Annotated in this window: 26 protein-coding genes and 2 pseudogenes; 4 read left to right on the top strand and 24 right to left on the bottom strand. The window is 49.4% G+C overall.

Features of this window, described 5'->3' with window-relative positions:
- Window positions 1-26: 26 nt before the first annotated feature.
- The 12 genes from E1963_RS10920 to proB form a co-directional block, all read right to left on the bottom strand.
- Window positions 27-953, bottom strand: coding sequence for a GerMN domain-containing protein (locus E1963_RS10920; RefSeq protein ID WP_243117684.1), 927 nt, complete (start codon window positions 951-953; stop codon window positions 27-29).
- 19 nt (window positions 954-972) lie between these two features.
- Window positions 973-2,307: a sensor histidine kinase gene (locus tag E1963_RS10915; protein ID WP_243117683.1), complete on the bottom strand. Its 1,335-nt coding sequence runs from the start codon at window positions 2,305-2,307 to the stop codon at window positions 973-975.
- 88 nt (window positions 2,308-2,395) lie between these two features.
- On the bottom strand, window positions 2,396-3,085 hold the full coding sequence (locus E1963_RS10910) for a response regulator transcription factor (protein ID WP_132277895.1): 690 nt from the start codon (window positions 3,083-3,085) through the stop codon (window positions 2,396-2,398).
- Window positions 3,086-3,108: 23 nt separating this feature from the next.
- The gene (locus tag E1963_RS10905) at window positions 3,109-3,738 is read right to left on the bottom strand and encodes a helix-hairpin-helix domain-containing protein (protein ID WP_243117682.1); all 630 of its coding nucleotides are present in this window, start codon (window positions 3,736-3,738) and stop codon (window positions 3,109-3,111) included.
- 64 nt (window positions 3,739-3,802) lie between these two features.
- A complete protein-coding gene (locus E1963_RS10900; RefSeq protein ID WP_066574063.1) occupies window positions 3,803-4,234 on the bottom strand; it encodes a DMT family transporter in 432 nt (143 codons plus the stop codon).
- A gap of 54 nt (window positions 4,235-4,288) precedes the next feature.
- Window positions 4,289-5,467 (bottom strand): aspartate aminotransferase family protein, encoded by a 1,179-nt coding sequence (locus E1963_RS10895; RefSeq protein WP_132277893.1) that lies wholly within the window; start codon window positions 5,465-5,467, stop codon window positions 4,289-4,291.
- Window positions 5,468-5,471: 4 nt separating this feature from the next.
- Window positions 5,472-6,371: an acetylglutamate kinase gene (argB, locus tag E1963_RS10890; protein ID WP_132277891.1), complete on the bottom strand. Its 900-nt coding sequence runs from the start codon at window positions 6,369-6,371 to the stop codon at window positions 5,472-5,474.
- A 23-nt stretch (window positions 6,372-6,394) separates the two neighbouring features.
- Entirely contained in the window at window positions 6,395-7,618 is a 1,224-nt protein-coding gene (gene argJ, locus E1963_RS10885; RefSeq protein ID WP_132277889.1) for a bifunctional glutamate N-acetyltransferase/amino-acid acetyltransferase ArgJ, read from the bottom strand.
- Window positions 7,619-7,637: 19 nt separating this feature from the next.
- Complete coding sequence (locus E1963_RS10880) at window positions 7,638-8,084, bottom strand: GNAT family N-acetyltransferase (RefSeq protein WP_132277887.1); 447 nt, start codon at window positions 8,082-8,084, stop codon at window positions 7,638-7,640.
- A gap of 20 nt (window positions 8,085-8,104) precedes the next feature.
- Window positions 8,105-9,145, bottom strand: a complete 1,041-nt coding sequence (gene argC / locus E1963_RS10875; protein WP_132277885.1) for an N-acetyl-gamma-glutamyl-phosphate reductase — start codon at window positions 9,143-9,145, stop codon at window positions 8,105-8,107.
- 254 nt (window positions 9,146-9,399) lie between these two features.
- A complete protein-coding gene (locus tag E1963_RS10870; RefSeq protein ID WP_132277883.1) occupies window positions 9,400-10,647 on the bottom strand; it encodes a glutamate-5-semialdehyde dehydrogenase in 1,248 nt (415 codons plus the stop codon).
- Window positions 10,622-11,566, bottom strand: coding sequence for a glutamate 5-kinase (gene proB, locus E1963_RS10865; RefSeq protein ID WP_132277881.1), 945 nt, complete (start codon window positions 11,564-11,566; stop codon window positions 10,622-10,624). The genes E1963_RS10870 and proB overlap by 26 nt, the downstream gene beginning before the upstream one ends.
- A 570-nt stretch (window positions 11,567-12,136) precedes the next feature.
- Here proB and E1963_RS10860 point away from each other — a divergent pair.
- On the top strand, window positions 12,137-13,357 hold the full coding sequence (locus E1963_RS10860; RefSeq protein ID WP_117771729.1) for an argininosuccinate synthase: 1,221 nt from the start codon (window positions 12,137-12,139) through the stop codon (window positions 13,355-13,357).
- Between the two features lie 65 nt (window positions 13,358-13,422).
- Here the strand turns inward: E1963_RS10860 and E1963_RS10855 are convergent, their stop codons facing one another.
- Window positions 13,423-14,391 (bottom strand): dipeptidase, encoded by a 969-nt coding sequence (locus E1963_RS10855; RefSeq protein WP_132277879.1) that lies wholly within the window; start codon window positions 14,389-14,391, stop codon window positions 13,423-13,425.
- Between the two features lie 119 nt (window positions 14,392-14,510).
- Here E1963_RS10855 and E1963_RS10850 point away from each other — a divergent pair, with 119 nt between their 5' ends.
- From E1963_RS10850 to E1963_RS10840, 3 genes are read left to right on the top strand one after another with little or no spacing between them, the layout of a single operon-like run.
- Complete coding sequence (locus tag E1963_RS10850) at window positions 14,511-15,233, top strand: gamma-glutamyl-gamma-aminobutyrate hydrolase family protein (protein ID WP_132277877.1); 723 nt, start codon at window positions 14,511-14,513, stop codon at window positions 15,231-15,233.
- A 58-nt stretch (window positions 15,234-15,291) separates the two neighbouring features.
- On the top strand, window positions 15,292-15,474 hold the full coding sequence (locus E1963_RS10845; protein ID WP_066573989.1) for a hypothetical protein: 183 nt from the start codon (window positions 15,292-15,294) through the stop codon (window positions 15,472-15,474).
- Between the two features lie 12 nt (window positions 15,475-15,486).
- The gene (locus E1963_RS10840; protein ID WP_066573987.1) at window positions 15,487-15,747 is read left to right on the top strand and encodes a spore coat protein; all 261 of its coding nucleotides are present in this window, start codon (window positions 15,487-15,489) and stop codon (window positions 15,745-15,747) included.
- 102 nt (window positions 15,748-15,849) lie between these two features.
- On the opposite strand, the gene E1963_RS23085 is transcribed toward E1963_RS10840, so the two are convergent.
- The 11 genes and pseudogenes from E1963_RS23085 to E1963_RS10790 all read right to left on the bottom strand — a co-directional run bounded on the left by E1963_RS23085 (window position 15,850) and on the right by E1963_RS10790 (window position 24,816).
- Complete coding sequence (locus E1963_RS23085; RefSeq protein WP_330570791.1) at window positions 15,850-16,002, bottom strand: hypothetical protein; 153 nt, start codon at window positions 16,000-16,002, stop codon at window positions 15,850-15,852.
- Window positions 16,002-16,217: pseudogene (locus E1963_RS23080) on the bottom strand (permease); the annotation flags it as partial. The gene E1963_RS23085 and the pseudogene E1963_RS23080, both read right to left, overlap by 1 nt.
- Window positions 16,218-16,276: 59 nt before the next feature.
- Window positions 16,277-16,441, bottom strand: a pseudogene (locus E1963_RS10830) (ArsR/SmtB family transcription factor); the annotation flags it as partial.
- Window positions 16,441-17,028, bottom strand: coding sequence for an HD domain-containing protein (locus tag E1963_RS10825; RefSeq protein WP_132277875.1), 588 nt, complete (start codon window positions 17,026-17,028; stop codon window positions 16,441-16,443). The gene E1963_RS10825 and the pseudogene E1963_RS10830, both read right to left, overlap by 1 nt.
- Before the next feature lie 33 nt (window positions 17,029-17,061).
- Window positions 17,062-17,868: an MBL fold metallo-hydrolase gene (locus E1963_RS10820; protein ID WP_132277873.1), complete on the bottom strand. Its 807-nt coding sequence runs from the start codon at window positions 17,866-17,868 to the stop codon at window positions 17,062-17,064.
- A 144-nt stretch (window positions 17,869-18,012) separates the two neighbouring features.
- The gene (locus E1963_RS10815) at window positions 18,013-19,821 is read right to left on the bottom strand and encodes an ABC transporter ATP-binding protein (RefSeq protein WP_132278064.1); all 1,809 of its coding nucleotides are present in this window, start codon (window positions 19,819-19,821) and stop codon (window positions 18,013-18,015) included.
- Between the two features lie 40 nt (window positions 19,822-19,861).
- Window positions 19,862-22,219: an ABC transporter ATP-binding protein gene (locus tag E1963_RS10810; RefSeq protein WP_132277871.1), complete on the bottom strand. Its 2,358-nt coding sequence runs from the start codon at window positions 22,217-22,219 to the stop codon at window positions 19,862-19,864.
- Window positions 22,220-22,240: 21 nt separating this feature from the next.
- The gene (locus tag E1963_RS10805; protein WP_132277869.1) at window positions 22,241-22,744 is read right to left on the bottom strand and encodes a MarR family winged helix-turn-helix transcriptional regulator; all 504 of its coding nucleotides are present in this window, start codon (window positions 22,742-22,744) and stop codon (window positions 22,241-22,243) included.
- 220 nt (window positions 22,745-22,964) lie between these two features.
- Window positions 22,965-23,411, bottom strand: coding sequence for a D-aminoacyl-tRNA deacylase (dtd, locus tag E1963_RS10800; protein ID WP_132277867.1), 447 nt, complete (start codon window positions 23,409-23,411; stop codon window positions 22,965-22,967).
- Window positions 23,412-23,426: 15 nt separating this feature from the next.
- Window positions 23,427-23,921 (bottom strand): HD domain-containing protein, encoded by a 495-nt coding sequence (locus E1963_RS10795; RefSeq protein WP_132277865.1) that lies wholly within the window; start codon window positions 23,919-23,921, stop codon window positions 23,427-23,429.
- Window positions 23,914-24,816 carry a DMT family transporter gene (locus E1963_RS10790; protein ID WP_132278062.1) on the bottom strand — a complete coding sequence of 301 codons (903 nt, stop codon included), beginning with the start codon at window positions 24,814-24,816 and terminating at the stop codon, window positions 23,914-23,916. Before E1963_RS10790 ends, E1963_RS10795 begins: the two co-directional genes overlap by 8 nt.
- Between the last annotated feature and the right edge of the window lie 104 nt (window positions 24,817-24,920).

Raw genomic sequence — 24,920 nt, 5'->3', positions numbered from 1 at the left:
GGCAGTGCATAAGATTCTGTTTCGTATTATTTTCCTTCACCTTCCTCCAGATCGAGGTTCCTCGAAAGAGGTTTGCCAAGGTCGATCGCTCCCTGGTATTTCACGTCCGTCTCTCCGTTGACCGATATCTGGACCTGGCTGGCATTGCCCGCTTCCACGATGGAATTCACGAGGGAATAGATTGCAAGCTCCGGATTGATTCCGTACACGGAACTTTGAAACTGGTCGTCAAAATTGACATAGCAGATGCCATCCTTGACCGATATCCCGAGAAGCTTTGTCTCCGGCGGCAGCGCCGGCTGGTGCTCCTGCATGGATGGCCCCTTTATGAGCTGTTCTACCACAAGCTTTTCGATGGACATGTTGCTGTTGTAGCGCACGCTGACCTCTTCCTCTGCGAGCTTGTCTCCTTTTTTATCCGCATAGTACAGGTGGAGATTGGCCAGCTGGTATGAGTGGAGGCTGGAACCGGTGTTCTGCACAAAATCCTCTGCATGCATATACCCGACCTCATCTCCTTCATTGTCGGTGAGCGGCGTGCCGCCGATATAGAAGTTCACATAATCCACTCCCGCGATCTGCACGAGCGACTGTACCAACGCCGCCCGGAGCAGAATCTCTGATGATGTATCTATATCTTTATAGCTTTCATTAAAGTACAGGTCCAGCCTGCCCTTGTCAAGCTTCCAGTCTTCTGCCCGGATCCCCTTGGGGAATGCGCTCCTGCAATCCTCGTCCTCCGGTTCCTTCTGCATATCGCTGAGCACCGCTTTGATCTCTGCTTCTGCACCGTCTCCTTTTATGTCATACGCCTCTTTGACAAGCCTGGTGCCCTCCGCATTCATATAGTATATGCACGTCCCTGATACCTCCGGCTTCCTTCCTCTCCCGCAGCCAGTCAGAAGCATGGCTATGAGCAGGATACACAGGCACTTCATACATTTTCTCCTCATACTGGCATCCTCCCTCTGCTTATGACACATATGTCAACGGAATCCTGATGGTAAATGTAGTTCCTTCGCCTTCCTGGCTGAACACCTTGACCGCCCCCCTGTGCATGACAACCGCGTTTCTGGCGATAGACAGTCCGAGCCCGGTGCCTCCGATTTCTCTGGAATGCGACTTGTCGACACGGTAGAAGCGCTCAAATATATGCTCCACCGAATCCTCGGGTATTCCGATTCCGGAATCCGCCACTTCCACATAGAAATACTTGTGGTCCGCATTGAGCGAGACATGCACCCATCCGCCATCGTGGTTATACTTGACCGCATTCTCAACGAGATTTGAGATTGCAAGCGACAGTTTCATCTCATCCACTTCTGCATTGACCGGCCGGAAGCTTTCAAACACGACCTCGACATTACGGTTTGCCGCGATCGGGCGCAGCCGCTTCAGTATCCTCTCTACAAGCTCATTGATGTTTTCAGACTTGATGTTCAGTGTCGTGGCGGTCTTATCCATCTTCACAAGCGACAGCAGGTCGTTGATAATCTTGTTTTCCCTCTCTATCTCTTCAGAGAGGTCTCCCATAAATTCCTGGTACAGCTCAGCCGGAACTTCCTCCTGACTGAGGAGGGAATCCGCCAGCACTTTCATGGATGTCAGCGGTGTCTTTAACTCATGCGACACATTAGAAACGAATTCCTGTCTTGAGTCATCCAAAACTTTCATCCTTCCAAGCATCTTATTAAATGCCTCTGAGAGGAGCACCGTCTCCGTATATGCATTTTCATGTAGATAGTTGTCATCATACCCCTCTGTCACCGCGCCGATAGAGTCCGTGATGCGCTTGAACGGCTTCACCATCACGACACCTGCAAAAAAGGCAAGGACTGCCATCGTCACGATGATTATGACCGCGACTACATTCGCATTACCTTCGAGTATCGTCATGCTGTCCGCAATAGAATCTGTCGATACGCTCACGAGCATGACGCCTTTCACGGCATCTGTCTCCGTATCTGTAATCGGCGCAGTCACCTCGATATATCTGTTTGCCGCATCATAATGGCTTGTACTCTTTCCCTGGAAACATTTGATGACATCTTCTGATATGATCGTCTTCCCTTTATCTAGGTTGTACGTGTCTTCTTCTATCTCATAGTCGCTGTCAATAACCATCACACGCCCGTTGTAGATGTTTGTCAGCTGAGTCAGCTCCGTCTTGATAACCTCAGATGTAATCCCGTTCAAGTAGTCGATGCCGCTTAACTGGTTACATAGAATTGTACATTGATTCTGTATATCCGCGGTCCGTACTTCTACCGCACGTTTTTCATAGCTGTTCAGAATCACCGCTTTCATGATCAGGCATGGTATGATTCCTGCCGCCAGCAGCAGGAGGATGATCCGAAAGCGGAGACTCTTAAATATATTTTTCTTAAAATACTTCCTAACCCCTGAAATAATAACCAACTCCCCACTTTGTGTACACGTATTTCGGATCGCTGGGGTTCTTCTCGATCTTCTCACGCAGCCGCCTTATATGTACATCTACCGTCCTGGCGTCTCCGGGATACTCATATCCCCAGACAATGTTCAGAAGATTTTCCCTGCTGTATACCTTGTTTGGATTCATCGCAAGAAGTTCCAGAAGGTCAAATTCTTTGGCTGTCAGGTTGATCTCTTTGTCGCCGATAAATACTCTGCGGCTCTCACAGTCAATCTTCATGTCTCTCTTCAGGATAACTTTATCGTTTACCATCTTGCTGTCCCGCTTGCCGGTGCGCCGCATGATGGCCTTGATACGCGCTTTGACCTCCAGTATGTTGAACGGCTTGGTGATATAATCGTCCGCGCCGTACTCCAGCCCCAGAATCTTATCCATGTCATCCCCTTTTGCAGTGAGCATGACGACCGGTACGTCAGAAAATTCCCGAATCTGCTGGCACACCTGGAATCCGTCATGCTTGGGGAGCATTACATCCAGCAGAACCATATCATAAGCATTTTCCCTTGAAAGCTTCAGCGCTTCTTCTCCGTCATAGGCACAGTCCACTTCCATGCCGTCCTGCTCCAGGCTGAACCGGATGCCTTTCACAATCAGTTTTTCGTCATCTACGACCAATACTCTCTTACTCATACTTCTCTCCCTTATTAATTTCGCTAGACCTTGATCTGATCTTTAACCTTGTTAAAGATTCCATCTTTGATTCCTTCCACTTCTTTCAGTTCTTCTATGGACTGGAAACCTCCATGCTCTTCCCGGTATTTTATGATACTGTCTGCTCTGGCTTCCCCAATGCCATTTAAAGTCATAAGTTCATCTTTCGCAGCAGTATTGATATCTACTCTTCCGTCGTCTTTAACGTCTGTCCCCGCATCCGTATCGCTTGCGGCGCGCATGTCCTCGCCTTCCGCTGGTACATACAGCTGCTGCCCGTCAGACAGCATCTCCGCCTGGTTAAGGTACGAGCCGTCCGCGCCTTCGCACATCCCGCCGGCGGCCTCTACGGCTTCAAACACACGGCTTCCCGCAGGCAGGCGGTATACGCCGGGCCTTTGGACCTTACCGCAGACATGGACGTACATCTCCTGCCGGCGGCCGGTTTCCTCTGTATCTTCACCTTCTGTATCCTGTGGCTCTTCCTCTGCACTCTCCCCTGCCTCTTCACGGAGGGGACGCGCTTCGTCTAGTTCCCTCACCTCTTCTGTGCCTTCACTGCGGCATCCCGACAGGCAGAGCACGAGAAGCATACACATGAAACAACCGGTTATCCTTAATCTGTCAAGCATAAAATCCTCCTTTACAGCTGTCGAAACTGTAAATACCCCTCTTATGCCAGATAGATTTATTGTACTATTTCCACTGGAAAATTGCAACTCCAATCAGTGCAATTGCCATGCCGATCACTCTCCGCCATTCCAATGGCTGCTTATCGACGCCAAACAGGCCCAGAAGTTCTATGACATATGCGATGATAAGCTGGGAGATGACGATGAGCAGCGCGGCTTTCGCCGGCCCGAGCTGCTCCATGCTCTTGATTACCGTCCATGTGATTCCGGCGCCGATGACACCTCCAAGCAGTACATACTTGGGTTCTACCTTCGCAAGCGTCATCACGCTGTCCCGGCCGGCAATAAGCCAGGCCACAAGACAGAGGGCGAACGCGCTCAGCTGCACCCATCCGTTGCTGACCCACATCCCTGTAGTTTTCGTAACCTGTGTATTGAATACTCCCTGTACGCTCATCAGCGCTCCTGACAGCAGAGCTATGAAAAAACCAATCATTCGATATACCTCCTATGTTTTACCTATAGTATATCCAATGACTGGTTAATTATGTTATAACACCTTCTTCAGTTTTTCAATCAATTCGTCGATGTGTTCCTTTTCGATAACAAGAGGCGGCACTAGGCGGATGACATCGCTCCTCGCGCTGATGATAAGCAGCCCTTCTCTCAGTGCCGCCTGTACTGTCTCCGCGACCGGCTTGTTAAGCCGTATGCCCTGGATCAGGCCTTTTCCTCTGACTTCTGTTATGCTGCCGCAGGCTGCTTGCAGCCTTGTCAGCTTCTCTGTCAGATACGCACCCATCTCCTGCACATGTTCGGTCAGCCTCTCTCTTTCGAAGATTTCAACCGTCTTGGCTACTGCGGCGCAGACGAATGGGTTTCCTCCATATGTCGTTCCGTGGTCTCCCGGCTCCAGAGAGTGCCGCGCTACGTCTTCCGTCATGGCGAATGCCCCTACCGGAACGCCGTTTCCGATGGCTTTTGCCATCGTCATGATATCTGGTTTCGTTCCATAGTTCTGCCACGCGAACATCGTGCCGGTACGGCCCATGCCGCACTGTATCTCATCACATATCATGAGGATGCCTTCCTCATCACAAAGCTTGCGTATTCCTTTCATGAACGCTTCGTCGGCCGTGTTGATTCCGCCTTCGCCCTGAAGGGGCTCCAGAATAATCGCACACGTCCTGTCCGTCACAAGTTCCCTGACGCTGTCCAGGTTATTGTATTCTGCAAATGACACGCCCGGAATCAGCGGTTCAAACGGCGTACGGTAAGCCTCGTGCTCCGTAACCGACAGCGCGCCCATGCTTCTCCCGTGAAACGAATCCTTCATGGCGATGAACTCATAACGCCCGGTCTGTTTCTGATACGCGTATTTTCTCGCAGCCTTCAGCGCCCCTTCTATCGCCTCGGTTCCGCTGTTCGTGAAGAACACACGGTCCATCTGCGTAACGCGGAGCAAGGCCTGGGCCGCCTTGCCGCACGTCGTATTGTAATAGAGGTTTGATGAATGGATGAGGCAGTCGATCTGCGCCTTCAGCGCATCGTTGAACTCTTTGTTTCCGTATCCGAGGGATGAGACGGCAATACCTGCGGCAAAATCGAGATATTTTTTCCCTTCCGCATCGTACACATATACGCCTTCTCCTTTTTCCAGCACGACCGGGAAACGGTTATATGTATGTACAAGCCCCTTCTTAGCGTCTTCAATATATGGATTCTTCATATTATTAATTCTCCGTAAAAAAGCGTTCTTCACTGTCATTTAATATAGCGGTTCCAATACCTCTGTTCGTGAATATTTCCAGCAGGAGGCAGTGCGGAATCCTTCCGTCCAGAATATGGACCCTGGACACTCCGTGTTCAATCGCATCGATACAGTTGTGGAGCTTCGGGAGCATCCCTCCTCCGATGTATCCTTCGTTCATCAGTCCCCGTGCCTCGGATACTTTCAGTTCTGAGATAAGTGCCTCCGGATCGTGGGGGTCTTTATACACGCCCTCGATATCTGTCAGAAATGCCAGCTTCTCGGCGCGCATCGCCCGGGCGATGGCACATGCCGCGTCATCCGCGTTGATATTGTATGTATTGAAGCTGTCATCCAGCCCGACCGGGCATATGATCGGGAGAAAATCCTTTTCCAGCAGGTCATACAGTATGTCGGCATTTACTTTTTTAATCTCTCCTACAAAACCGATATCCTCGCCGTCTGCATACTTCTTATCAACCGCGAGGAGGCCTCCGTCCTTCCCGCTGATGCCGATGGCGCGCACGCCGAGGCTCTCCACGAGCTGTACCAGGCTTTTGTTCACCTTGCCGAGCACCATCTCCGCAAGTTCCATCGTCGCCTCATCCGTTACCCGCAGGCCGTTTACGAACTCCGGTTCCATCCCGACTTTGCCGACCCATCTGCTGATCTCCTTGCCGCCTCCGTGGACGATGATCGGTTTGAACCCGACGAGCTTGAGCAGCGTTACGTCCTTGATCACCTGTTCCTTCAGATGTTCGTCCACCATGGCGCTTCCGCCGTATTTTACGACGATAATCTTGCGGTTGAACCTCTGGATATAGGGCAGCGCTTCGATGAGGACTTCTGCCTTATCCAGATATTTCTGCATATCTTTATTCATAATACATTGCTCCTTCTGCTTTGTCAGCTCCTGTAGTCCGCGTTGATCTCTATATAGCCGTGGGTCAGGTCGCATCCCCATGCGGTAGCGGCACAGCTGCCCATCTTCACATCTGCCGTGGCTGTCACTTCGGGTTCGGAGAGTATCTTCGTGGCTTCCGCCTCGCTGTAATCCAAGGCGGTTCCATTTTCGATGATCTGGATCTTCCCCGCTTTGCTCTCAAAGTACAGGTCCACCTTTTCCGGATCGAACTGCGCGCCGGAGTATCCCATCGCACACAGGATCCTTCCCCAGTTGGCATCGTGTCCGGCGATGGCTGTCTTCGTCAGGTTGGAGCATACGACCGCTTTCGCCAGCAGCTTCGCCTGCTCTGTACTCTCGCAGCCGACCGCCTTCACTTCAAACAGGGCCGTGGCCCCTTCACCGTCGCCGGCAATCTTTTTGGCCAGGTATTCGTTGACCGTGTGGAGCGCTTCTGCAAATATCTTATAATCGTCGCTTCCGTACTGGATCTGTGGATTTTCCGCCAGTCCGTTCGCCAGCAGCAGTACCGTGTCATTGGTGGACGTATCGCCGTCCACGGATATCATGTTGTATGTATCGTCTACATCCTCGCTCAGGGCTTTCTGCAGCGCTTCTTTTGTAATAGCTGCATCCGTCGTGATAAAGGACAGCATCGTGCACATATCCGGGTGTATCATGCCGGAACCTTTGGCCATGCCTCCGACGGTCACTTTCTTTCCGCCCACTTCTATCTCAACTGCCATCTCTTTTTCAGCAGTGTCTGTCGTCATGATAGCTTTGGCTGCTTCTGTCCCATTTGACAGGCTGTGGTCCTTCATTTCCGCCAGGACTTTTATGCCTGCGGTCAGCTTATCGATGGGTATCTGCCTGCCGATAACCCCGGTAGAACCTATCGCCACCCCGTCTTCGGATATCCCGAGGGCCTCTGCTGCTGCTTTCGCCGTATCTTCACAGTAGCCGTAACCTTCTGCCCCCGTGCATGCGTTCGCGATTCCCGAGTTGACGATGACCGCCTGTACTTTGCAGCCGCTCTTTACGATCTTCTGGTCCCATTTCACAGGAGCCGCTTTCACGACGTTCTTCGTAAATGTGCCTGCCGCCTCGCATGGCACCTGGCTGTACACGAGCGCCATATCGGTCCTGTCCGTATACTTGATTCCTGCTGCGGTCGAGGCTGCCTCGAATCCTTTTGCCGCGGTAACTCCGCCTTTGATCATATCCATATCTGTTTCCTCCTTCATGCTACTGTCCGATAAATGCAGTGATATTTTTTTCATTTAACACAAAATCATAATAGTTGAGGTCCAGACGCTTCGTCCAGCCGATCGTATTCCAGAACGCATTTCCAATGTCATTCTTCGTAAACGCTATGAGTGATACTTTGCTGACTTCTTCCTTTTTTAATGCTTCCATCGCCATGCCTACCATGGCTCTGCCGATGCCGCGGCGCCTGTAGTCTTCATCCACGCAGACGTGGTACAGGCATCCACGCCGGCCGTCGTGTCCGCACAGGATGCTTCCGACTACTTTACCGTCCTCTACGGCTACGACGCTTGTCGTAGGGTTTCTTTTCAGGAAGCGTTCCACTCCCTCCCTGGAATCGTCCACGCTCCGCAGGCCGAATCCGCGGATCTTCGTCCAGAGGGCATAGACGCCGTCATAATCTTCAATTGTCATTATCCTAACCATATCTTACCTCTTTCCTATCCTTACGGGAACAGCGGGACAAAGGCAAGCCCCTCGTCTTCGGGGAGCCCGAACATCAGGTTCATATTCTGTACGGCCTGCCCTGCGGCGCCTTTGACTAGATTGTCCATGGCACCCATCATGATGATACGTCCTGTCCTTTCATCTACCTTGAAGTTCACATCCACATAATTGCTGCCTTCTACCCATCGTGTCTCGGGACAGATATCCTTCTCAAGCACGCGGACGAACCTCTCGCCGTCGTAATATTTATCATATGCCGCCCTGACTTCTTCGTAAGTGGCCTTCTGCTTCAAGGAGGCGTACGCGGTAACGAGTATTCCCCTGTTCATCGGTACAAGATGAGTGGTGAAGTTCAACAGAACCTGTTCCCCGGACGCAAGCCCAAGCTGCTCTTCAATCTCCGGGGTATGCCTGTGGCCCGTCACGCCGTATGCTTTTATATTTTCATTGACCTCGCAATACAGGTTGCCGACCTTCGCCCCCCGCCCTGCACCTGATGTACCGGACTTGGCATCTATAATCAGCGTGTTCATATCTATCATGCCTTCCTTCGCCAGCGGATAGATGGACAAGAACGAGCATGTCGGATAACAGCCCGGATTCGCCACGAGCCTCGCATTCCTCACGGCCTCCCGGTTCACTTCGCACAGGCCGTATACCGCTTCCTCTATAAACCGAGGGCTTTTGTGCTCTATCCCGTACCACTTTTCGTAAGTCGCCACATCCTTGATACGGAAGTCCGCGCTCAAGTCGATAATCTTTGTATTGTCCAGCATCCCTTCGTTGACGACAGAAGCGCAGAAGCCCTGAGGCGTAGCCGTAAAGATAACATCCGCCTTCTTTGACAGCTCCTCCATATTGTCATCCAGACAGGAGTCCTCCACAATCTCAAACATGTTCCTGTAGATATCCGCATACTTCTCGTCTATGTAGCTTCTCGAGCCATACCACACGATTTCTGCGTCCTTATGCCCCGATAAGATCCTCACCAATTCGCCCCCGGCATACCCGGTAGCACCTATAATTCCAACCTTGATCATACGTCCTGCATCCTCCTCATAACCACGATACACCAGGTACATCAATGCATTTTTATACCCTGGTACCAGTAAATACTATACCAAAAAATCCTAAATGTCCAGTTGGGACACGATGATTTTAATTTGGGACGGGGTTTTTCTAAAAAACCTCCGTCCCCAATTGCACTTGAACTTAAAGGCTTTGCATAATTATACAATACAAATGTATAATATGCAAGCCCTTTTCCATTTTTTTCTTATTCTTATTTATTCAGCTAAGGGCGTGTCTGCCCGCTGCCAAATATAATATACTTTACTGTCGTGAGTGCCTCAAGCCCCATCGGTCCTCTGGTGTGGAGCTTCTGGGTGCTGATGCCGATTTCTGCGCCAAACCCGAATTCATGGCCGTCGGTAAATCTCGTAGAGGCATTTACATAGACAGCCGCGGCGTCTATCTCATTGTGGAATTTCAGCGCATTGTCATAATCACGCGTTATGATGGCTTCCGAATGGCCTGTATTATGTCTATTAATGTGGTCTATCGCCTCTTCTATCGAATCTACCGTCTTGAGCGAGATGATGGTGTCCAGGTATTCTGTTCCCCAGTCTTCTTCCGAGGCCGTTCTGATACCATCCTGTATCGAAACTGCACGCTCATCTCCCCGTACTTCCACCTGCTTCTGATGAAGCCTTTCATATATAAGTGGTATAGCCTTATCGGCTATACGGGAATGTACGACAAGAGACTCGCAGGCATTGCACACGCCGAGGCGCTGTGTCTTTGCATTCTCGATGATATCCACCGCCATTTGGATATCCGCCGACTCATCCACATAGATGTGGCAGTTTCCCGTCCCGGTCTCGATGACAGGAACCGTGCTGTTTTCCACCACGTTAGCGATAAGTCCGGCTCCTCCTCTTGGTATGAGCACATCGATGTATTCTTTCATCTTCATCATCTCCGTGACGGCGGCCCGGTCCGTATCTTCCAGCAGCAGGACTGCATCTGACGGCAGCTTCTCTTTTGCCAGGCCGTCCCGTATCACTTTCACGATCGCCTTGTTAGAGTTGATGGCATCCGAACCGCCCCGTAGTATCGCCGCATTACCCGTCTTGAAGCAGAGGCCGAACGCATCCGCCGTCACATTCGGGCGAGACTCGTAGATGATGCCCACGACGCCGAGAGGCACCCTGCGCTGACCAATCTGAAGCCCGTTCGGGCGTACCTTCACGCATTCCATCTTCCCTACAGGGTCCTCCAGCATCGCTATCTGCTCCAGCTCTTCAGCCATAGACTGGATTCTCTGGCTCGTCAGAAGCAGACGGTCTATGAGCGCCGGCTTCATCCCCGCTGCTCTGGCGTTCTTTACATCCTTATCGTTTTCCACGAGCAGATATCCCATCTGCTGCCTGAGCTCTCTCGCCACAGCCTTCAGCCCCTCGTTCTTTTCCTCCTGCCCGAGAAACTGCACGCTTCTCGATGCTTCTTTTGATTTCCTACCAATTTCCCGCACGTAATCCATAATATTGTCCTCCCGATTTAACCTGACTGATTGCTTCTTTTTTCATACGTTTCGCCTGCCTTCGGTACTGCTCCCGCTCCGGTGCCAGCTCGTTACCACCGGTATATCCGCTGTCCCTGGACAGAAACAGCGTCCCAATCTTCTTCCCGGCCATGATATCATTGATCGTATAGATGTTTTCTCCATTTGCGATGACCATATCCGCACCGGCATCTGTCGCTATCTTGGCCGCCTCGATCTTGGTGGCCATCCCTCCGGTCCCCACGGATGTGCCTGCGCCTTTACCCATCCTTTCAAGCTCACTGTCTATCCTGCCGACCGTGTGTACGAATCTGGCGCCAGGGTTCCGCTTCGGATCATCGGTATACAGCCCTTCTATATCTGACATCAGGATAAGCAGGTCTGCCCCGACGAGAGAAGCTACATGTGCAGCCATCGTATCGTTATCGCCAAAGTTGCCGTATAGTTCTTCATCTACCGATATGGCATCGTTCTCATTTACGATCGGCACCACGTGCATGGCTGCCAGCCTGTCGAACGTATTCCTGGCGTTTGCCGCGCACGCTTCATTAGTAATAGATTCTTTCGTCAGCAGCACCTGGGCGGTTAACTGGCTGTATTCAGCAAACAGCTTCTCATACATCATCATCAGTCTGCCCTGTCCGACTGCCGCACATGCCTGCCGGACATCTTTTTCCTTCGGCCTGCTCGTATACCCGAGCACGTTCCTGCCGATTCCCACAGCGCCGGAGGACACGACGATAACCTCTTTGCCTTTGTTGCGCAGATTGATCAGTATTCTCACAAACTTCTCCAGCTTATCCAGATTGATGTTGCCGGTCTCCGGATATGTTATCGTAGAAGTTCCTATCTTGATTACAATTTTCTTTTTATCTTTTAATGCCTGTCTGAAATCCATCTTTCCTCTCTCCATTCTCCTATTCAAAAAAAGAAGCGGGAACAAAAGCATATCGCTACGCTTCTGTTCCCGCACATCCTCAGGCAAAAGCCGCCTGATTGAATATAAGGGTAATAAAGTAACTATATCCTTCCTACATTACACAGTATTGAATTTTATGCGTGGAATACCCCGAGGGGATACGGGCAGCACGGCACAAAAACAACACTGCTTGCAGAAAGCAGAGGAGAGTTTACGTTATTTATGATATCGCTGTAATGCATGGTGTATAAACTTTTCATAACAACCGCTCCTTGTTGTGTCACAATTCATTTTATGGTTTCTTATTTTTTAACTATTTTACATGATTCATTCCATTTGTCAAGCATGGATTTTATTATTCATTCATATTCTGTGTATATTATAGCCCTTATATACATCATATTTGTATAATATACATTTTTTAACTTTATTTCCATTTTTTCTTGCATAATTATAAAATGTGGTGTATAGTAGTCTTTGCAAACGAGGTTGCTCACATTACATAAATTACAAAATATACAAATAATACATATCAGGAGGATTCATATCATGAAAGAAAAAGTTGTATTGGCATACTCAGGTGGTCTGGACACTACCGCCATCATCCCATGGCTTAAGGAAAATTTTGACTATGAAGTCATCTGCTGCTGCGTCGACTGCGGGCAGGGTGAAGAGCTGGACGGACTGGAAGAGAGGGCGAAATTGTCCGGCGCTTCAAAATTATATATTGAAGATATTGTGGACGATTTCTGCGACAATTATGTAGTGCCATGCGTGCAGGCTCATGCCGTTTATGAAAATAAATATCTGCTTGGCACGTCTATGGCGCGTCCCGCAATTGCAAAGAAGCTTGTAGACATCGCAAGGAAAGAAGGTGCCACTGCAATCTGCCACGGCGCGACGGGCAAGGGAAATGACCAGATTCGTTTTGAGCTTGGCATCAAAGCGCTTGCTCCAGACATCAAAATCATAGCTCCATGGAGAATGACCGATGTATGGACGATGGAATCCCGTGAAGACGAAATTGCATATTGCAAGCAGCACGGCATCGACCTTCCGTTCGACGCAAGCCAGAGCTACAGCCGTGACCGCAACTTATGGCACATCAGCCATGAAGGCCTGGAGCTTGAGGATCCGGCGAACGAACCGGATTACGGACATCTGCTCGTGCTCGGCGTTACACCGGAAAAAGCACCTGACGAAGGCGAGTATGTCACTATGACATTTGAAAAAGGCGTACCTAAGAGCATCAACGGAGAAGCGATGAAGGTGTCTGATATCATACGCAGGCTGAATGAGCTTGGCGGCAAGCACGGTATCGGAATCTGCGATATCGTAGAGAACCGTGTCGTGGGCATGAAGTCCAGAGGCGTGTATGAGACGCCGGGTGGCACCATCCTCTACGAAGCGCACCAGCAGCTTGAGGAGCTTGTATTAGACCGCGCTACTTACGAGACTAAGGAAGAGATGGGCAACAAGCTGTCCCAGATCGTATACGAAGGCAAATGGTTCACCCCTCTGCGCGAAGCAGTCCAGGCATTTATCGAAAGCACGCAGGAATATGTGACAGGCGAAGTCAAGTTCAAGCTTTATAAAGGCAATATCATCAAGGCCGGAACCACTTCCCCGTATTCACTGTACAGCGAATCTCTGGCAAGCTTCACTACCGGAGAGCTGTATGACCACCACGACGCCGAAGGATTCATCAACCTGTTCGGCCTTCCGCTCAAAGTACGGGCGCTGAAGATGCAGGAATCAGATGATAAATAGTAGGAAAGGCCTCTTGTGTGCAGTACAAGAGGCCTTCTTTAATACTGTTATAAGGTTTTAGCCGGTCAGACGCTCAGGCTCTTAAATACCCTGAGAACATTGCCGCACCATATCTTATCTAACTGGTCTTCACCAAGTCCCTTCTTCTTCAGCGCTTCCCAGAGCAGGCCCATATGCCCCACGTCAGGTATATCAAGCACATCCATTCCGTCAAAGCCGTCAAAATCTGTTCCGATTGCGGGAAATTCGCTGCCGCCTACCTCTATCATATGCATGACATGTGCCGTCATCTCCTCAATCCCCGATTCATTCTTATCCCCAAGAAAGGCACCATACAGGTTAAGTCCGGCTATGCCTCCTGCATTTGCCAGCTTTCGGATCATTTCATCCGACAGGTTCCTTGGATGGCTACACAGCGCCCTGCAGTTCGAGTGGGACGCCACGACCGGCCCCTTCGCATACTCCAGCACATCTCTGAACGTGCCGTCGGAAGCGTGGGACACATCTATAATCATACCTTTGGCGCTCATCTTTTCCACGACCTCTATACCGAATGGCTTCAGCCCCTGCCACATGACGGAGGAATCTCTGCTGTTCGGATAACCGATGCAATTCTCATAATTCCACAGGAGCGTCATCAGCCTTACGCCATTGTCGTACAGCGTATCAAGCCTGCCTATGTCACCGTTCAGCACACCTCCTTCCTCCACGGACAGCACTGCAGATATCTTCCCCTTCCGCTCGTTCTTATATATATCTTCTACCGACAATGCCATGGCAATATCATCCTTATGTATGCCGGTTTGCTCCTTCAGGTATCGTGCCATCTCGAGGATATGGCTGTAGCACGCGTCATATCCGCCTCTATCCTTAAAGTCATCCAGATAGCCGAAGCAGGCAAAAAACTGCGCCAGCGTACCTGCCTGCCTCATGCCTGGAATCGACACGTCACAGCTGCCTGTCATCAGGTCGCCTTCACCTCCCAGATCCATAAGCTTCCATATAGTATCACAGTGCATATCAATCAATTTCATAATTACCGTCTCCTTCACATACGTTCTAATGTAAGTTTCTATATAACAATATACTCCATTTGCAGAGAAAATGAAACCGTACGATCCATATCACTCAAAAAGTTCAAGAAGGAGGGCTTATGAATCCTGTTATCGGAATTGTAACCTGTGGTTTTATGAATGAGCGGCAGTTCGTGCCGCAGACCTATATCCATGCCGTGGAAGCATCCGGCGGAATACCAGTCCTGCTGCCGTGTATGACTGAGGAGAGCCTGTATTGCCATTATACCGACCTCTGTGACGGTTTCCTGTTTTGCGGGGGTGATGACATTACCCCTTTCTTATTCGGGGAAGAGCTGCTCACGGACCAGGGACATACAGACCTGATTACGGACAACTTCCAGCTATCGCTCATGCGGCAAATCACCTCGGCAAAGCTTCCTCTTCTCGCAGTCTGCCGTGGGATGCAGATACTGAATATCGCCATGGGCGGATCGATATACCAGGATATATCGCTGCGTCCGTGCCCTTCGGTCAATCACGTGCAGCTGTCACAGTCAAGGGAGGATGTAAGCCATAAAGTCACCTTTTCTTCCAATAGCATGCTATACAATATCTGCGGTGATTCCATATATACGAACACATTTCACCACCAGTGCATCAAAGCCGTCGGAGAAGATCTTCGGATTACCGGCATCACTTCAGACGGTGTCATAGAGTCTATCGAGAGCGTGACGCACCCGTTTACGATAGGCGTGCAGTGGCACCCTGAATGCATGTATTCCGTATCTACCCCTATGCAGAATCTCTTCCTGGAATTTATAAATTTTTCCAGAAATTCAAAAGTAATCCATCTCGTATAAGACCGGAGCTTGCGGGCATACTAACAAAGAATCAATAGGTATAAAGGAGGAGAAGCAAATGTCCGAAATATCAATCTTAGACTTACAGAATCTACGTCACCTTATCGGCGGCTATGACACATCCCACTGCAAAATGACCGAGTATGCCAATGAAGCAAAAGACCCGGAAATTAAAAAGCTGTTCGAGGATGCTGCCAATTCAGCTATGAAAAACAAACAGGATCTAATGAAATTCTTATAGGAGGAAATCAGTATGTTTGACGACAAAACGATGGTATCTGACGCTTTGACTGGCGTAAACGGAGAACTTTCAAAATTTGGGGAGATGATTCCTCAGACCGAAAACAAAGAATTAAAGCAATGCCTGAAGCAGTTACGTAATGAATGCGAAATGTCTCAGGAAAAGCTGTACCAGGTAGCAAGGGAAAAGAGCTACTATGTACCTGCTGCAAAGGCTACGCAGCAAGAAGTTGACCATGTCAAGAACATTTTGACAGGTCTCTCAATGAAATAGACCCAAACCTCTCTTTGCAAAAACAGCCGGCTATATGAAGCCGGCTGTTTTTATTATCCCATGTCAGTATCACATCCGTTCCAAGAGAATCGTATACTGCTGTTACAGCAGGAATGCATGGAAAATGTTGAATATATAGCCGACTGCAATAATCCCTGCCGTGCAGATTGCTACGAACAGAACGAGCAGCTTTGCCTTAACCACCTTTTTCAGCATTATCATGGACGACAGACTTAACGTTGTCACCGCCATCATAAAGGCGCTCCTGCTCTCGTAAATCCGATAAACAGTGGTATGGAGGAACATGAGCAAAAAGGTGTTACGGTACCCAGAAGCGCAGAGACTATATTGGCCCCAATGCCACGGAACCTTCCCAATATCTTCCTGCTCCTTTCCGGCGGAAGATAGCTCTGGATATAAGATATGACAAATATGAGGAAGCATAATAGAATGATTATCTTAATAGCATCATTTTTTTGATGTATTACCCATAATAACAGCCATCTGCCGATGGCTGCCTTTTGCTGCGTCATACTTGATTTTCCACATTCTGGACCGTGAGTTCCAGCAGACGCTGTACCGCGCACATGATTCCTGATTCACTAATCTTATAATAGGTCCATTTACCCTCCTGCCTGCTGGAGACAATACCTGACTCACATAGTATCTTCATATGGTATGAAAGGGAAGACTTTATGTTTCAATATTTCCCTTTTCTACATTTGGTTCAACAAATTCTTTTAAAGCATACTTCCACAGCTTTTCTGAACCTGCACCGGTGCATTCGTTCCGTTTCAGTATCTGCTCGAGCCTTACCTTATGCTCCCGCCATGCTTTTCCGTCCGTCGCCGCATTGAGCATCACCGGCTGGATGTTGTCCATGGCCCGGGCAAATCTTGCCTCCGGCGTCTTCCGCTCCTCAAACTCTTCCCAGAGGCTCTTCATCCTTCTGCACTGGTCCTCGGGAAGCAGGCCGAATATCCTGTCCGCCGCCTTCTGTTCACGCGCCTCTTGCGTCGCTTTCGCCGCCTCGTCATATGCATATGTATCACCCGCATCAATCTCCACGATATCATGGATGAGCAGCATGGTTACCGTCTTAAGCACATTTATCTCTTCGTTTGCATATTCACTTAGCAGAAGTGTCATTATCGCCATATGCCAGGCATGCTCCGCATCGTTTTCTTTTCTTATTCCGTCAGAAAGATAGGTCTGTCTGCCGATAAATTTTTCCTTGTCTATCTCACGAATAAATTCAAACTGCTCTTCCAGCCGTCCCATTCTCCCAACCTCCGTCACATGTATGAATCATTTTTATAATTCTATTGCCAGCCCTGTCCCTACTTCGCATACAGGAAGCGTCTCCTTCATCTTCGCCTTCACATCAAAGGATACACAGTGGCATGGGTACAGCATGTCTGCTTTGAGGCGGCCGAGATATCGTATCGTATCCTCCAGCCTCTCATCCACACGAAACAGGTGGAATCCGCCGATGATGCCGGCTATACGCGTTTCATTGCACACTGCTATTGCCTGCTCGACAATATTGCAGATACCGCTGTGGGAGCAGCCTGTGACGATGAAAAGCCCGTTGGGCGTCGTAAATGCCATGGCCGAATCTTCCATTACATAATCACCCTCCCACACGCCGCCTGCTTTGCGCTTTCCCAGCAGATTACGTGCCTCGAACGGAAGCCTGTCCGGAATCTCTCCGAGAAATACGCACCCTTCGCCTATCCAGTCCGGCTCCCTGCCAAGCTTCATTCTGCACAGGCTCTGCATTTCTTCTTCTGGAACGGGCGCGCCGATATTCCCCTCCGCAGCCTCCCTCTCTCCAAAGCAGCCCGGATGGGCAACGAGCTCCACCTGCTTCAGATCAAAGCGCCCTTTCAGATAAGCCAGACCACCGGTATGATCATTGTGTCCGTGGGACAGGACAATATGCGTAAGATTGCCAAGGTCTATCCCCATCTTATCCGCATTATATAGAAAAGCGTCCGAATACCCGGTGTCAAAGAGGATTCTGTTATTCCCCGACTCAATATAATATGACAAGGCCGGTTCCCCTAGATAATATTGGTCAATATATGTATTGTTGTCAATCAGAACACGAAGCTTCATACACCCACTTGCTCCCTTCGAATATATATTACTGCAAGTATACGCCAAAAGTAAGCAGTCGTAAATAGGGACAGGTCAAAATGCAATTAGGGACGTAACCTTTTTGAAAAAGATCACGTCCCTAATTGCATTTTGACCTGTCCCTTATGCGCTTCTTTCAAACTGTGAGTTATACAGTTCCGCATAGAAGCCATTTTGCGCCAGCAGTTCTTCGTGGTTCCCCTGCTCTATGATATCGCCGTCTTTCATGACGAGTATCATATCTGCATCCCGGATGGTTGACAGCCGGTGCGCGATGATAAAGCTCGTTCTTCCTTTCATCAGGTTATCCATCGCCTTCTGTATCCTGACTTCTGTTCTCGTATCTACGGAGCTTGTGGCTTCATCCAGAATCAGTATCTTCGGATCTGCAAGGATAGCCCGTGCTATGGTGAGCAGCTGCTTCTGTCCCTGGGACACGTTGCTTGCCTCCTCGTTCAGCTCCATATCGTAACCGCTCGGAAGTGTCTGGACAAACCGGTGTACATGTGCCGCCTTGGCCGCTTCCACGACTTCCTCATGGCTGGCATCCAGCCGTCCGTACCGGATATTGTCTTCTATGCTTCCTTTGAAGAGCCATGTGTCCTGAAGCACCATACCGAACATCTGGCGCAGTTCGCTTCTGTTGAAATCTCTGATGTCGTGTCCGTCCACCTTGATGGAGCCGCTGTTCACATCATAGAATCTCATTAGCAGCTTGACCATGGTCGTCTTCCCCGCTCCGGTCGGGCCGACGATAGCTATCTTCTGCCCCGGCTCGACTCTGGCACTGAAATCGTTGATAATCGTATGGTCAGGATTGTATCCGAAATGTACATGGTCGAATTCTACCCTGCCCTCCAGACCATCCACAGATACCGGTTCCGGCACGGTCTGGTCTTCTTCTTGTTCTTCCAGGAAAGCAAAGACCCGTTCCGAAGCCGCTGCTGTAGACTGCAGCATATTTGCCACCTGCGCCACCTGCTGTATCGGCTGCGTAAAGCTGCGTACATACTGGATAAATGACTGGATATCCCCGACCTCTATCGTCTTCTTGATGGCCAGGTATCCCCCCAGAATGGACACGCCTACATAACCGAGGTTGCCGACAAACTGCATGACCGGCATCATCATGCCGGACAAGAACTGTGACTTCCACGCTGACTGGTACAATATTTCGTTCGTCTCATCGAACGTCTGGATGACGTCACCTTCCTTGTTGAATACTTTGACGATATTATGTCCGCCGTACACCTCTTCCACCTGTCCGTTGATATGCCCAAGGTACTCCTGCTGTGATTTGAAATATTTCTGGGATTTCTTCACAATCAGCGATATGAGCCCCATGGAAATCGGTAGTATGAGCAGGGCAATCAACGTCATAAGAGGACTGATGCTGAGCATCATCACAAGTACGCCGATAATCGTCGTTACGGAAGTGATGACCTGCGTGGCACTCTGGTTCAGGCTCTGCCCCAGCGTGTCGATATCATTCGTAATTCTGGAAAGTATTTCGCCATGTGTCATTTTATCAAAATAGTTCATCGGCATTCGGTTTATCTTTTCAGATATCTCTTTCCTCAGACGGTATGTCATCTTCTGCGAGATTCCTGTCATGATATAGCCTTGGATAAATGAAAATGCTGCACTGACCGCATACAGGCAGAGCACGGCAATCAGTATCTCGCCGACTTTGGTAAAGTCGATGCCGCTTCCTCCCGACACTTTGCCGACAAGCCCGTTGAATATCTCCGTTGTCGCCTTTCCGAGAATCTTCGGGCCCACTATGCTGAAAATGGTTCCTCCGATAGCGAAGATGATAACAAAGAATATGGCTATCTTATACTTGCCCATGTAATTCATGAGCTTCTTCATGGTTCCTTTAAAGTCTCTGGCTTTCTCTCCAGCCATCGCTGCTCCGTGAGGGCCGCCCATCGGCCCCTGGCGTCTTTCTGTCTGTCCTGTCTCTGCCATGCTAGCCCACCTCCTTCATATCTTCACTCAGCTCTTTTTCTGATAGCTGAGAAGAAGCCATCTGATAGTATGCATCACAGTTTTTCAGCAGCTCTTTATGTGTGCCGATTCCTGCTATCACTCCATCATCGAGCACGATAATCTGCTCTGCATGGAGTATCGTGCTGATCCGCTGTGCGACGATAATCACCGTACTGTCTGCTGTCTTTTCTTTCAATGCATTTCTTAGCTTCACATCTGTCCTGTAATCAAGCGCAGAAAAGCTGTCGTCGAAAATATAGACCTTCGGATGCTTTGCGATTGCCCTTGCAATAGACAGCCTCTGCTTCTGGCCGCCTGATACGTTGGAACCGCCCTGGGAGATGGCACTTTCGTATTTCTTCTTTTTGCTGTCTATAAATTCCGTCGCCTGTGCTATTCGGGCAGCCTCCCTCATCTCTTCCTCGCTGCCGCCCGGATTGCCGTACATGATGTTGGAAGCGATATTGCCGGAAAACAGTATCCCTTTCTGTGGCACAAACCCAAGCTGGTTGCGGAGCTCGTGCTGTGTGATGCTGCGTACATCTTTTCCGTCTATAAGCACCTGGCCCTCGGTGACGTCATAAAATCTTGGAATCAGATTGACAAGCGTCGTCTTTCCGCTGCCCGTGCTGCCGATGATGGCCGTCGTCTGTCCCGGTTTCGCAGTAAATGTTAGATTGTGGAGCACATCCTCTTCGGCGCCCGGATACCGGAACGATACGTGGTCGAATGTAATTTCGCCCTTGCCATCATAAGGCAGGTCTTCTGCGTCTTCCGGGTCATGAATCAGCGTACTGCTTCTCAGCACTTCATCTACACGAACCGCAGATACTGCTGCTCTTGGGAGCATGACGGATATCATACATATCATCAGGAACGACATGATGATCTGCATCGTATACTGGATAAATGCCATCATATCGCCGACCTGCATCGTACCGTCATTGACATTGTGCCCCCCGGACCACACAATCAGTACCGTGACTCCGTTCATGATAAGCATCATGGTCGGCATCATAAACGTCATTGCCCTGTTGACAAACAGATTGACCCTTGTCAAGTCCATATTTGCTTTGTCAAACCGTTTTTCCTCGTACTTCTCTGTGCTGAACGCCCGGATGACCGGAAGGCCGGTCAGAATCTCCCTTGACACAAGATTCAGGCGGTCCACGAGATTCTGTACCGTCTTAAACTTCGGCATGACGACGACGAACAGAACGACGACGACGCAGAGTATCAGGCCGACTGCCAGGCCGATGATCCAGGACATATCGGCGTTCGTGTTGAATACCTTCCATATGCCGCCAATCGCCATAATAGGCGCGTACAGGACCATACGCAGTATAATGACCGTCAGCATCTGTATCTGCTGGATATCATTTGTACTTCTTGTAATAAGAGACGCGGTAGAGAATTTGTCAAATTCTCCGTTGGAGAAGCCGACCACCTTTTTAAATACATCCCCGCGGATTCCCCGGCCTACCGATGCGCCTACCCTGGAGGCCAGCAGACCTACAAGTATGCTGGCCATCATGCCAAGGGCCGCCAGCGCAAGCATTTTCCCACCGGTGAGCAATATATAGTTATTCTGTTTGTCATCTGTATTTATCCCTATATTGCTGTAAGCATTTTTGATGTAAGTCGTGGCTGCCTGCTCGACCATCGTTTCCGGCATGGACACTATATTTTTCTCAATCTGGGCGACAGCTTCATCCCGCTGCCCTGGCTCCATGTTTTCAAATATATCGAACACGGACATGCTGTCCACGTCCGGAAGCTGGGACTGGGCCTGTTCCACCGCCTGCTGCTTCATCTGCTCCTTTGCGGCTTCGGGCAGATCCTGTCCTTTCGTCTGCGCCTCTATCTGCTCGTTCACCTGCGCTTCGACCTGGCCCTGCATCTGGCTCTTCATCTGGGACTTCATCTCATCCTGCATTTTCTTCGTCATATCGCTGTCGGACTCAAAGCCACTGACGAGAAGCATCGGTCTGCCAAGTATTCCAGAGAGCGTGTCAAGCTTCTTGCTGTCATCTCTGACTGACTTCTTCAACGTGTATACCTTACCATTGTAGTCATAGTCTTTTTTGCTGGCCGTATACGCGTCTTTTACCGTATCTTGTCTGTCAGAAGCCACAAAAAGAAGCAGCTTATCAAAATCTTCTTTCCTGATTTCTTCCGGAACCGTCTCGCTGATTCCGCCCTGCTGTATACCTACATTTACGATATCGGAAGTGTAGGTCGGCAGCGACAGGTCACAATATGCCTGAATGATAAGTACGCAGAGTATGGCAAAAACCGCTCCGACATAAGGTTTTAAAAATTTTAACAGTTTACTCATATAATGCCTTTCCTTTCCTGTTTATATTCTGTCTTTCATTGCAGGACACGTACGCTCCATGATGAGCGCCATTTCCAGTCCACGGAATTCCTTGGAATCGAGAAGATTCTCCTGCATCTGGAGCAGAAGCCTCCTCAGCAGCATCTTTTCTTCCTGCGTCATATTTTGATAGAGGACTGCCTCCATCTCATCCATCACAGTTCTTATGTCCTCTACACAGCTTTCCCCTTTTTCCGTAAGCAAAATCCTGATAATGCGCTGATCTTTTTCGTCCGGCTCCTTTTCAATGTACCCACGGGTCTCCATCTTTCGCAGTGCGACTGTCATGGACGGAGGCGTGATACCTATCCTTTCCGCCAGCTCCCGCTGGGAAAGCTTCCCATTGCAGGACAGCACAAACAGAATCCCTGCCTGGCTTGGCTTCAGGTCAAAATCATCCAGGCGCTTATACGCCTGATACTTGCTCATATGAATTAAACGATGCAAAATCACAAAGACTGGTACATCATCCTTATGCGTGTTCATTTCGCACCCCCTCCCAGATAATTAGAAATCTAACAATTATATTATTCACCTTCACTATAAAAGTCAACATATTTATACTTATTTAATAATTATCTAATATATTTCAAAAATAATTCATTAAATAACTAATTAATTTCACCATTCAGGTACAGGTCAAAACGCAATTAGGGACGTAACCCTTTTGAAAAAGATCACGTCCCCGTTCACAGTTTAAACACAATTACAATTGTTCAGAATCTAATATTATTGTAAATGGACCATCGTTTGTTAGGCTTACTTTCATATCTGCCCCGAACTGTCCGCGTTCTACTACTTCTACCTGTTCTTTGCATCTTGCTATGATGTATTCGTACATCTCTTCTGCCATCCCGGGTTCCCCTGCCTCTATGAAGCTTGGCCGGTTGCCTTTTTTGCAGTTGGCGTACAACGTGAACTGGGATATGAGCAGCAGCTGCCCGCCTACGGTGTCCAGCGACAGGTTCGTCTTTCCCTGCTCATCTTCAAAGATGCGGAGCCCCAGCATCTTTCTGACCATCTTGTCGGCAATTTCTTTCGTATCGCTGTCACATACGCCGATGAGCACCATAAATCCTTTTCCTATCTGTCCCACAACTTCTCCATTAATCTCCACGCTGCTGTCGGACACTCTCTGTACTAAAAACCTCATTTTCTTTCTCTCCTCTTACTCAGCTAAAAACATAGCTGTTAATAAAGCTTTCCCGCTCTCTGTCACAAAAATGCGCTCCAAGGCGTTCCGCACTGCTTTTTCATTGATTCCATCCTCGTTTTCAAACAGGTTCACAAGGAAATCCGCTTCCACCAGTATCTGATAATCCATGCCGTCCATGTCTGAATAAGTATGGTGATGCCCGACCAGATAGCAGACCCGCTCGATAAGCTCCTCGTCATAACCTATCTCCGCGAGCATCTCTGCGGCTTCATCCGGACCAAGCTCCTCCTGGTGCTTCCCCGCGCTGTCGCCATATATCTCCTCGCTCCGGCGGATACCGATATCATGTACGGTGGCCGCGGCTTCCAATATATGCTGCGTCCGGCTGTCCAAATGCTCCATCTCGCCAATCATGCGGGAGTAGGCATATACTTTCATAAAATGCTGAATCCTGTGCGGCTGTCCCGCATAATACTCCGTCATCTTCATCAGCAGCTCATTACCCATATTGTATTTCCTCCTTCTTCCTCTCCGGCAGCTGCGCCAGTATGATTGCCGCAAACATGAGCACGCATCCGGCTGTCTCCCTCACGGACAGTGTCTCTCCCAGCACAATCCAGCCTGCAAGAACGGAGAAGCATGACTCCAGGCTCAATATCAAAGAAGCGATAGCCGGATTCACATTTTTCTGCCCTATAATCTGCAATGTATACGCTACTCCGCAGGAAAGTACACCGGCGTACAGAAGAGGCAGCCAGCCCTTGGCCATATCCGATATCCTCGGCATCTCAAGCACATACATCGGTACGATAGAGGCAGCTCCGCACACGAAGAACTGGATACACGCCATCTTAACCCCCTCGACCCTCGGGGAAAAATAATCTATTACGAGAATATGTACAGAAAAGATAAGCGCACCCAAGAACAGCAGCACATCTCCTTTTCCTACCGCAAATGTCTCGGTGATGCATAAAAAATACAGTCCGGTCAATGCTAAGACTACTGCTGCCCATACTTTGATTCCTGTTTTCTTCTTAAGAAATATACCTAATACCGGTACGATTACAATATAAAATGCCGTGATAAACCCGGCCTTTCCGGCTGTCGAATACTGGATGCCGAGCTGCTGCAGGCTGCTGGCGGCAAAAAGGAGAAGGCCGCAGACAGTGCCGCCCACTATCAGGTTTTTCCTGCTCCCACCAGCCTGATCAGCACCACGGCCCCTTTCATTCATTTTTCCTATTATAAATATGCATGGCAGCAGCGCCGCCCCGCCGATGAAGCTGCGCACCCCGTTAAAAGTAAACGGCCCCAGGTAATCCATCCCGACACTCTGGGCCACAAAAGCCGTCCCCCATATGAAGGCCGTCATTACAAGCATAATTGCATTCTTTGGTCTCATCATCTTTCACTCCACTAAAGTTCTCTTCGTTCCGTCTTAAGTAAACAACAATCGTATTATAGCATAACACAAGAGAAATTACACCTGTTTTCATCTCCGGAAAC

The sequence above is a fragment of the Extibacter muris genome, from assembly GCF_004345005.1.
GTDB classification, from domain to species: domain Bacteria; phylum Bacillota; class Clostridia; order Lachnospirales; family Lachnospiraceae; genus Extibacter; species Extibacter muris.
This window is presented reverse-complemented; position numbering and strand designations above follow the sequence as displayed.

Excerpts from the sequence above, each read along its gene's own strand:
- E1963_RS10920 (WP_243117684.1), bottom strand. The coding sequence starts at position 953 with ATGAGGAGAAAATGTATGAAGTGCCTGTGTATCCTGCTCATAGCCATG.
- E1963_RS10915 (WP_243117683.1), bottom strand. The coding sequence starts at position 2,307 with ATGAAAGCGGTGATTCTGAACAGCTATGAAAAACGTGCGGTAGAAGTA.
- E1963_RS10910 (WP_132277895.1), bottom strand. The coding sequence starts at position 3,085 with ATGAGTAAGAGAGTATTGGTCGTAGATGACGAAAAACTGATTGTGAAA.
- E1963_RS10905 (WP_243117682.1), bottom strand. The coding sequence starts at position 3,738 with ATGCTTGACAGATTAAGGATAACCGGTTGTTTCATGTGTATGCTTCTC.
- E1963_RS10900 (WP_066574063.1), bottom strand. The coding sequence starts at position 4,234 with ATGATTGGTTTTTTCATAGCTCTGCTGTCAGGAGCGCTGATGAGCGTA.
- E1963_RS10895 (WP_132277893.1), bottom strand. The coding sequence starts at position 5,467 with ATGAAGAATCCATATATTGAAGACGCTAAGAAGGGGCTTGTACATACA.
- argB (WP_132277891.1), bottom strand. The coding sequence starts at position 6,371 with ATGAATAAAGATATGCAGAAATATCTGGATAAGGCAGAAGTCCTCATC.
- argJ (WP_132277889.1), bottom strand. The coding sequence starts at position 7,618 with ATGGATATGATCAAAGGCGGAGTTACCGCGGCAAAAGGATTCGAGGCA.
- E1963_RS10880 (WP_132277887.1), bottom strand. The coding sequence starts at position 8,084 with ATGGTTAGGATAATGACAATTGAAGATTATGACGGCGTCTATGCCCTC.
- argC (WP_132277885.1), bottom strand. The coding sequence starts at position 9,145 with ATGATCAAGGTTGGAATTATAGGTGCTACCGGGTATGCCGGGGGCGAA.
- E1963_RS10870 (WP_132277883.1), bottom strand. The coding sequence starts at position 10,647 with ATGGATTACGTGCGGGAAATTGGTAGGAAATCAAAAGAAGCATCGAGA.
- proB (WP_132277881.1), bottom strand. The coding sequence starts at position 11,566 with ATGGATTTCAGACAGGCATTAAAAGATAAAAAGAAAATTGTAATCAAG.
- E1963_RS10860 (WP_117771729.1), top strand. The coding sequence starts at position 12,137 with ATGAAAGAAAAAGTTGTATTGGCATACTCAGGTGGTCTGGACACTACC.
- E1963_RS10855 (WP_132277879.1), bottom strand. The coding sequence starts at position 14,391 with ATGAAATTGATTGATATGCACTGTGATACTATATGGAAGCTTATGGAT.
- E1963_RS10850 (WP_132277877.1), top strand. The coding sequence starts at position 14,511 with ATGAATCCTGTTATCGGAATTGTAACCTGTGGTTTTATGAATGAGCGG.
- E1963_RS10845 (WP_066573989.1), top strand. The coding sequence starts at position 15,292 with ATGTCCGAAATATCAATCTTAGACTTACAGAATCTACGTCACCTTATC.
- E1963_RS10840 (WP_066573987.1), top strand. The coding sequence starts at position 15,487 with ATGTTTGACGACAAAACGATGGTATCTGACGCTTTGACTGGCGTAAAC.
- E1963_RS23085 (WP_330570791.1), bottom strand. The coding sequence starts at position 16,002 with ATGATGGCGGTGACAACGTTAAGTCTGTCGTCCATGATAATGCTGAAA.
- E1963_RS10825 (WP_132277875.1), bottom strand. The coding sequence starts at position 17,028 with ATGGGACGGCTGGAAGAGCAGTTTGAATTTATTCGTGAGATAGACAAG.
- E1963_RS10820 (WP_132277873.1), bottom strand. The coding sequence starts at position 17,868 with ATGAAGCTTCGTGTTCTGATTGACAACAATACATATATTGACCAATAT.
- E1963_RS10815 (WP_132278064.1), bottom strand. The coding sequence starts at position 19,821 with ATGGGCGGCCCTCACGGAGCAGCGATGGCTGGAGAGAAAGCCAGAGAC.
- E1963_RS10810 (WP_132277871.1), bottom strand. The coding sequence starts at position 22,219 with ATGAGTAAACTGTTAAAATTTTTAAAACCTTATGTCGGAGCGGTTTTT.
- E1963_RS10805 (WP_132277869.1), bottom strand. The coding sequence starts at position 22,744 with ATGAACACGCATAAGGATGATGTACCAGTCTTTGTGATTTTGCATCGT.
- dtd (WP_132277867.1), bottom strand. The coding sequence starts at position 23,411 with ATGAGGTTTTTAGTACAGAGAGTGTCCGACAGCAGCGTGGAGATTAAT.
- E1963_RS10795 (WP_132277865.1), bottom strand. The coding sequence starts at position 23,921 with ATGGGTAATGAGCTGCTGATGAAGATGACGGAGTATTATGCGGGACAG.
- E1963_RS10790 (WP_132278062.1), bottom strand. The coding sequence starts at position 24,816 with ATGAGACCAAAGAATGCAATTATGCTTGTAATGACGGCCTTCATATGG.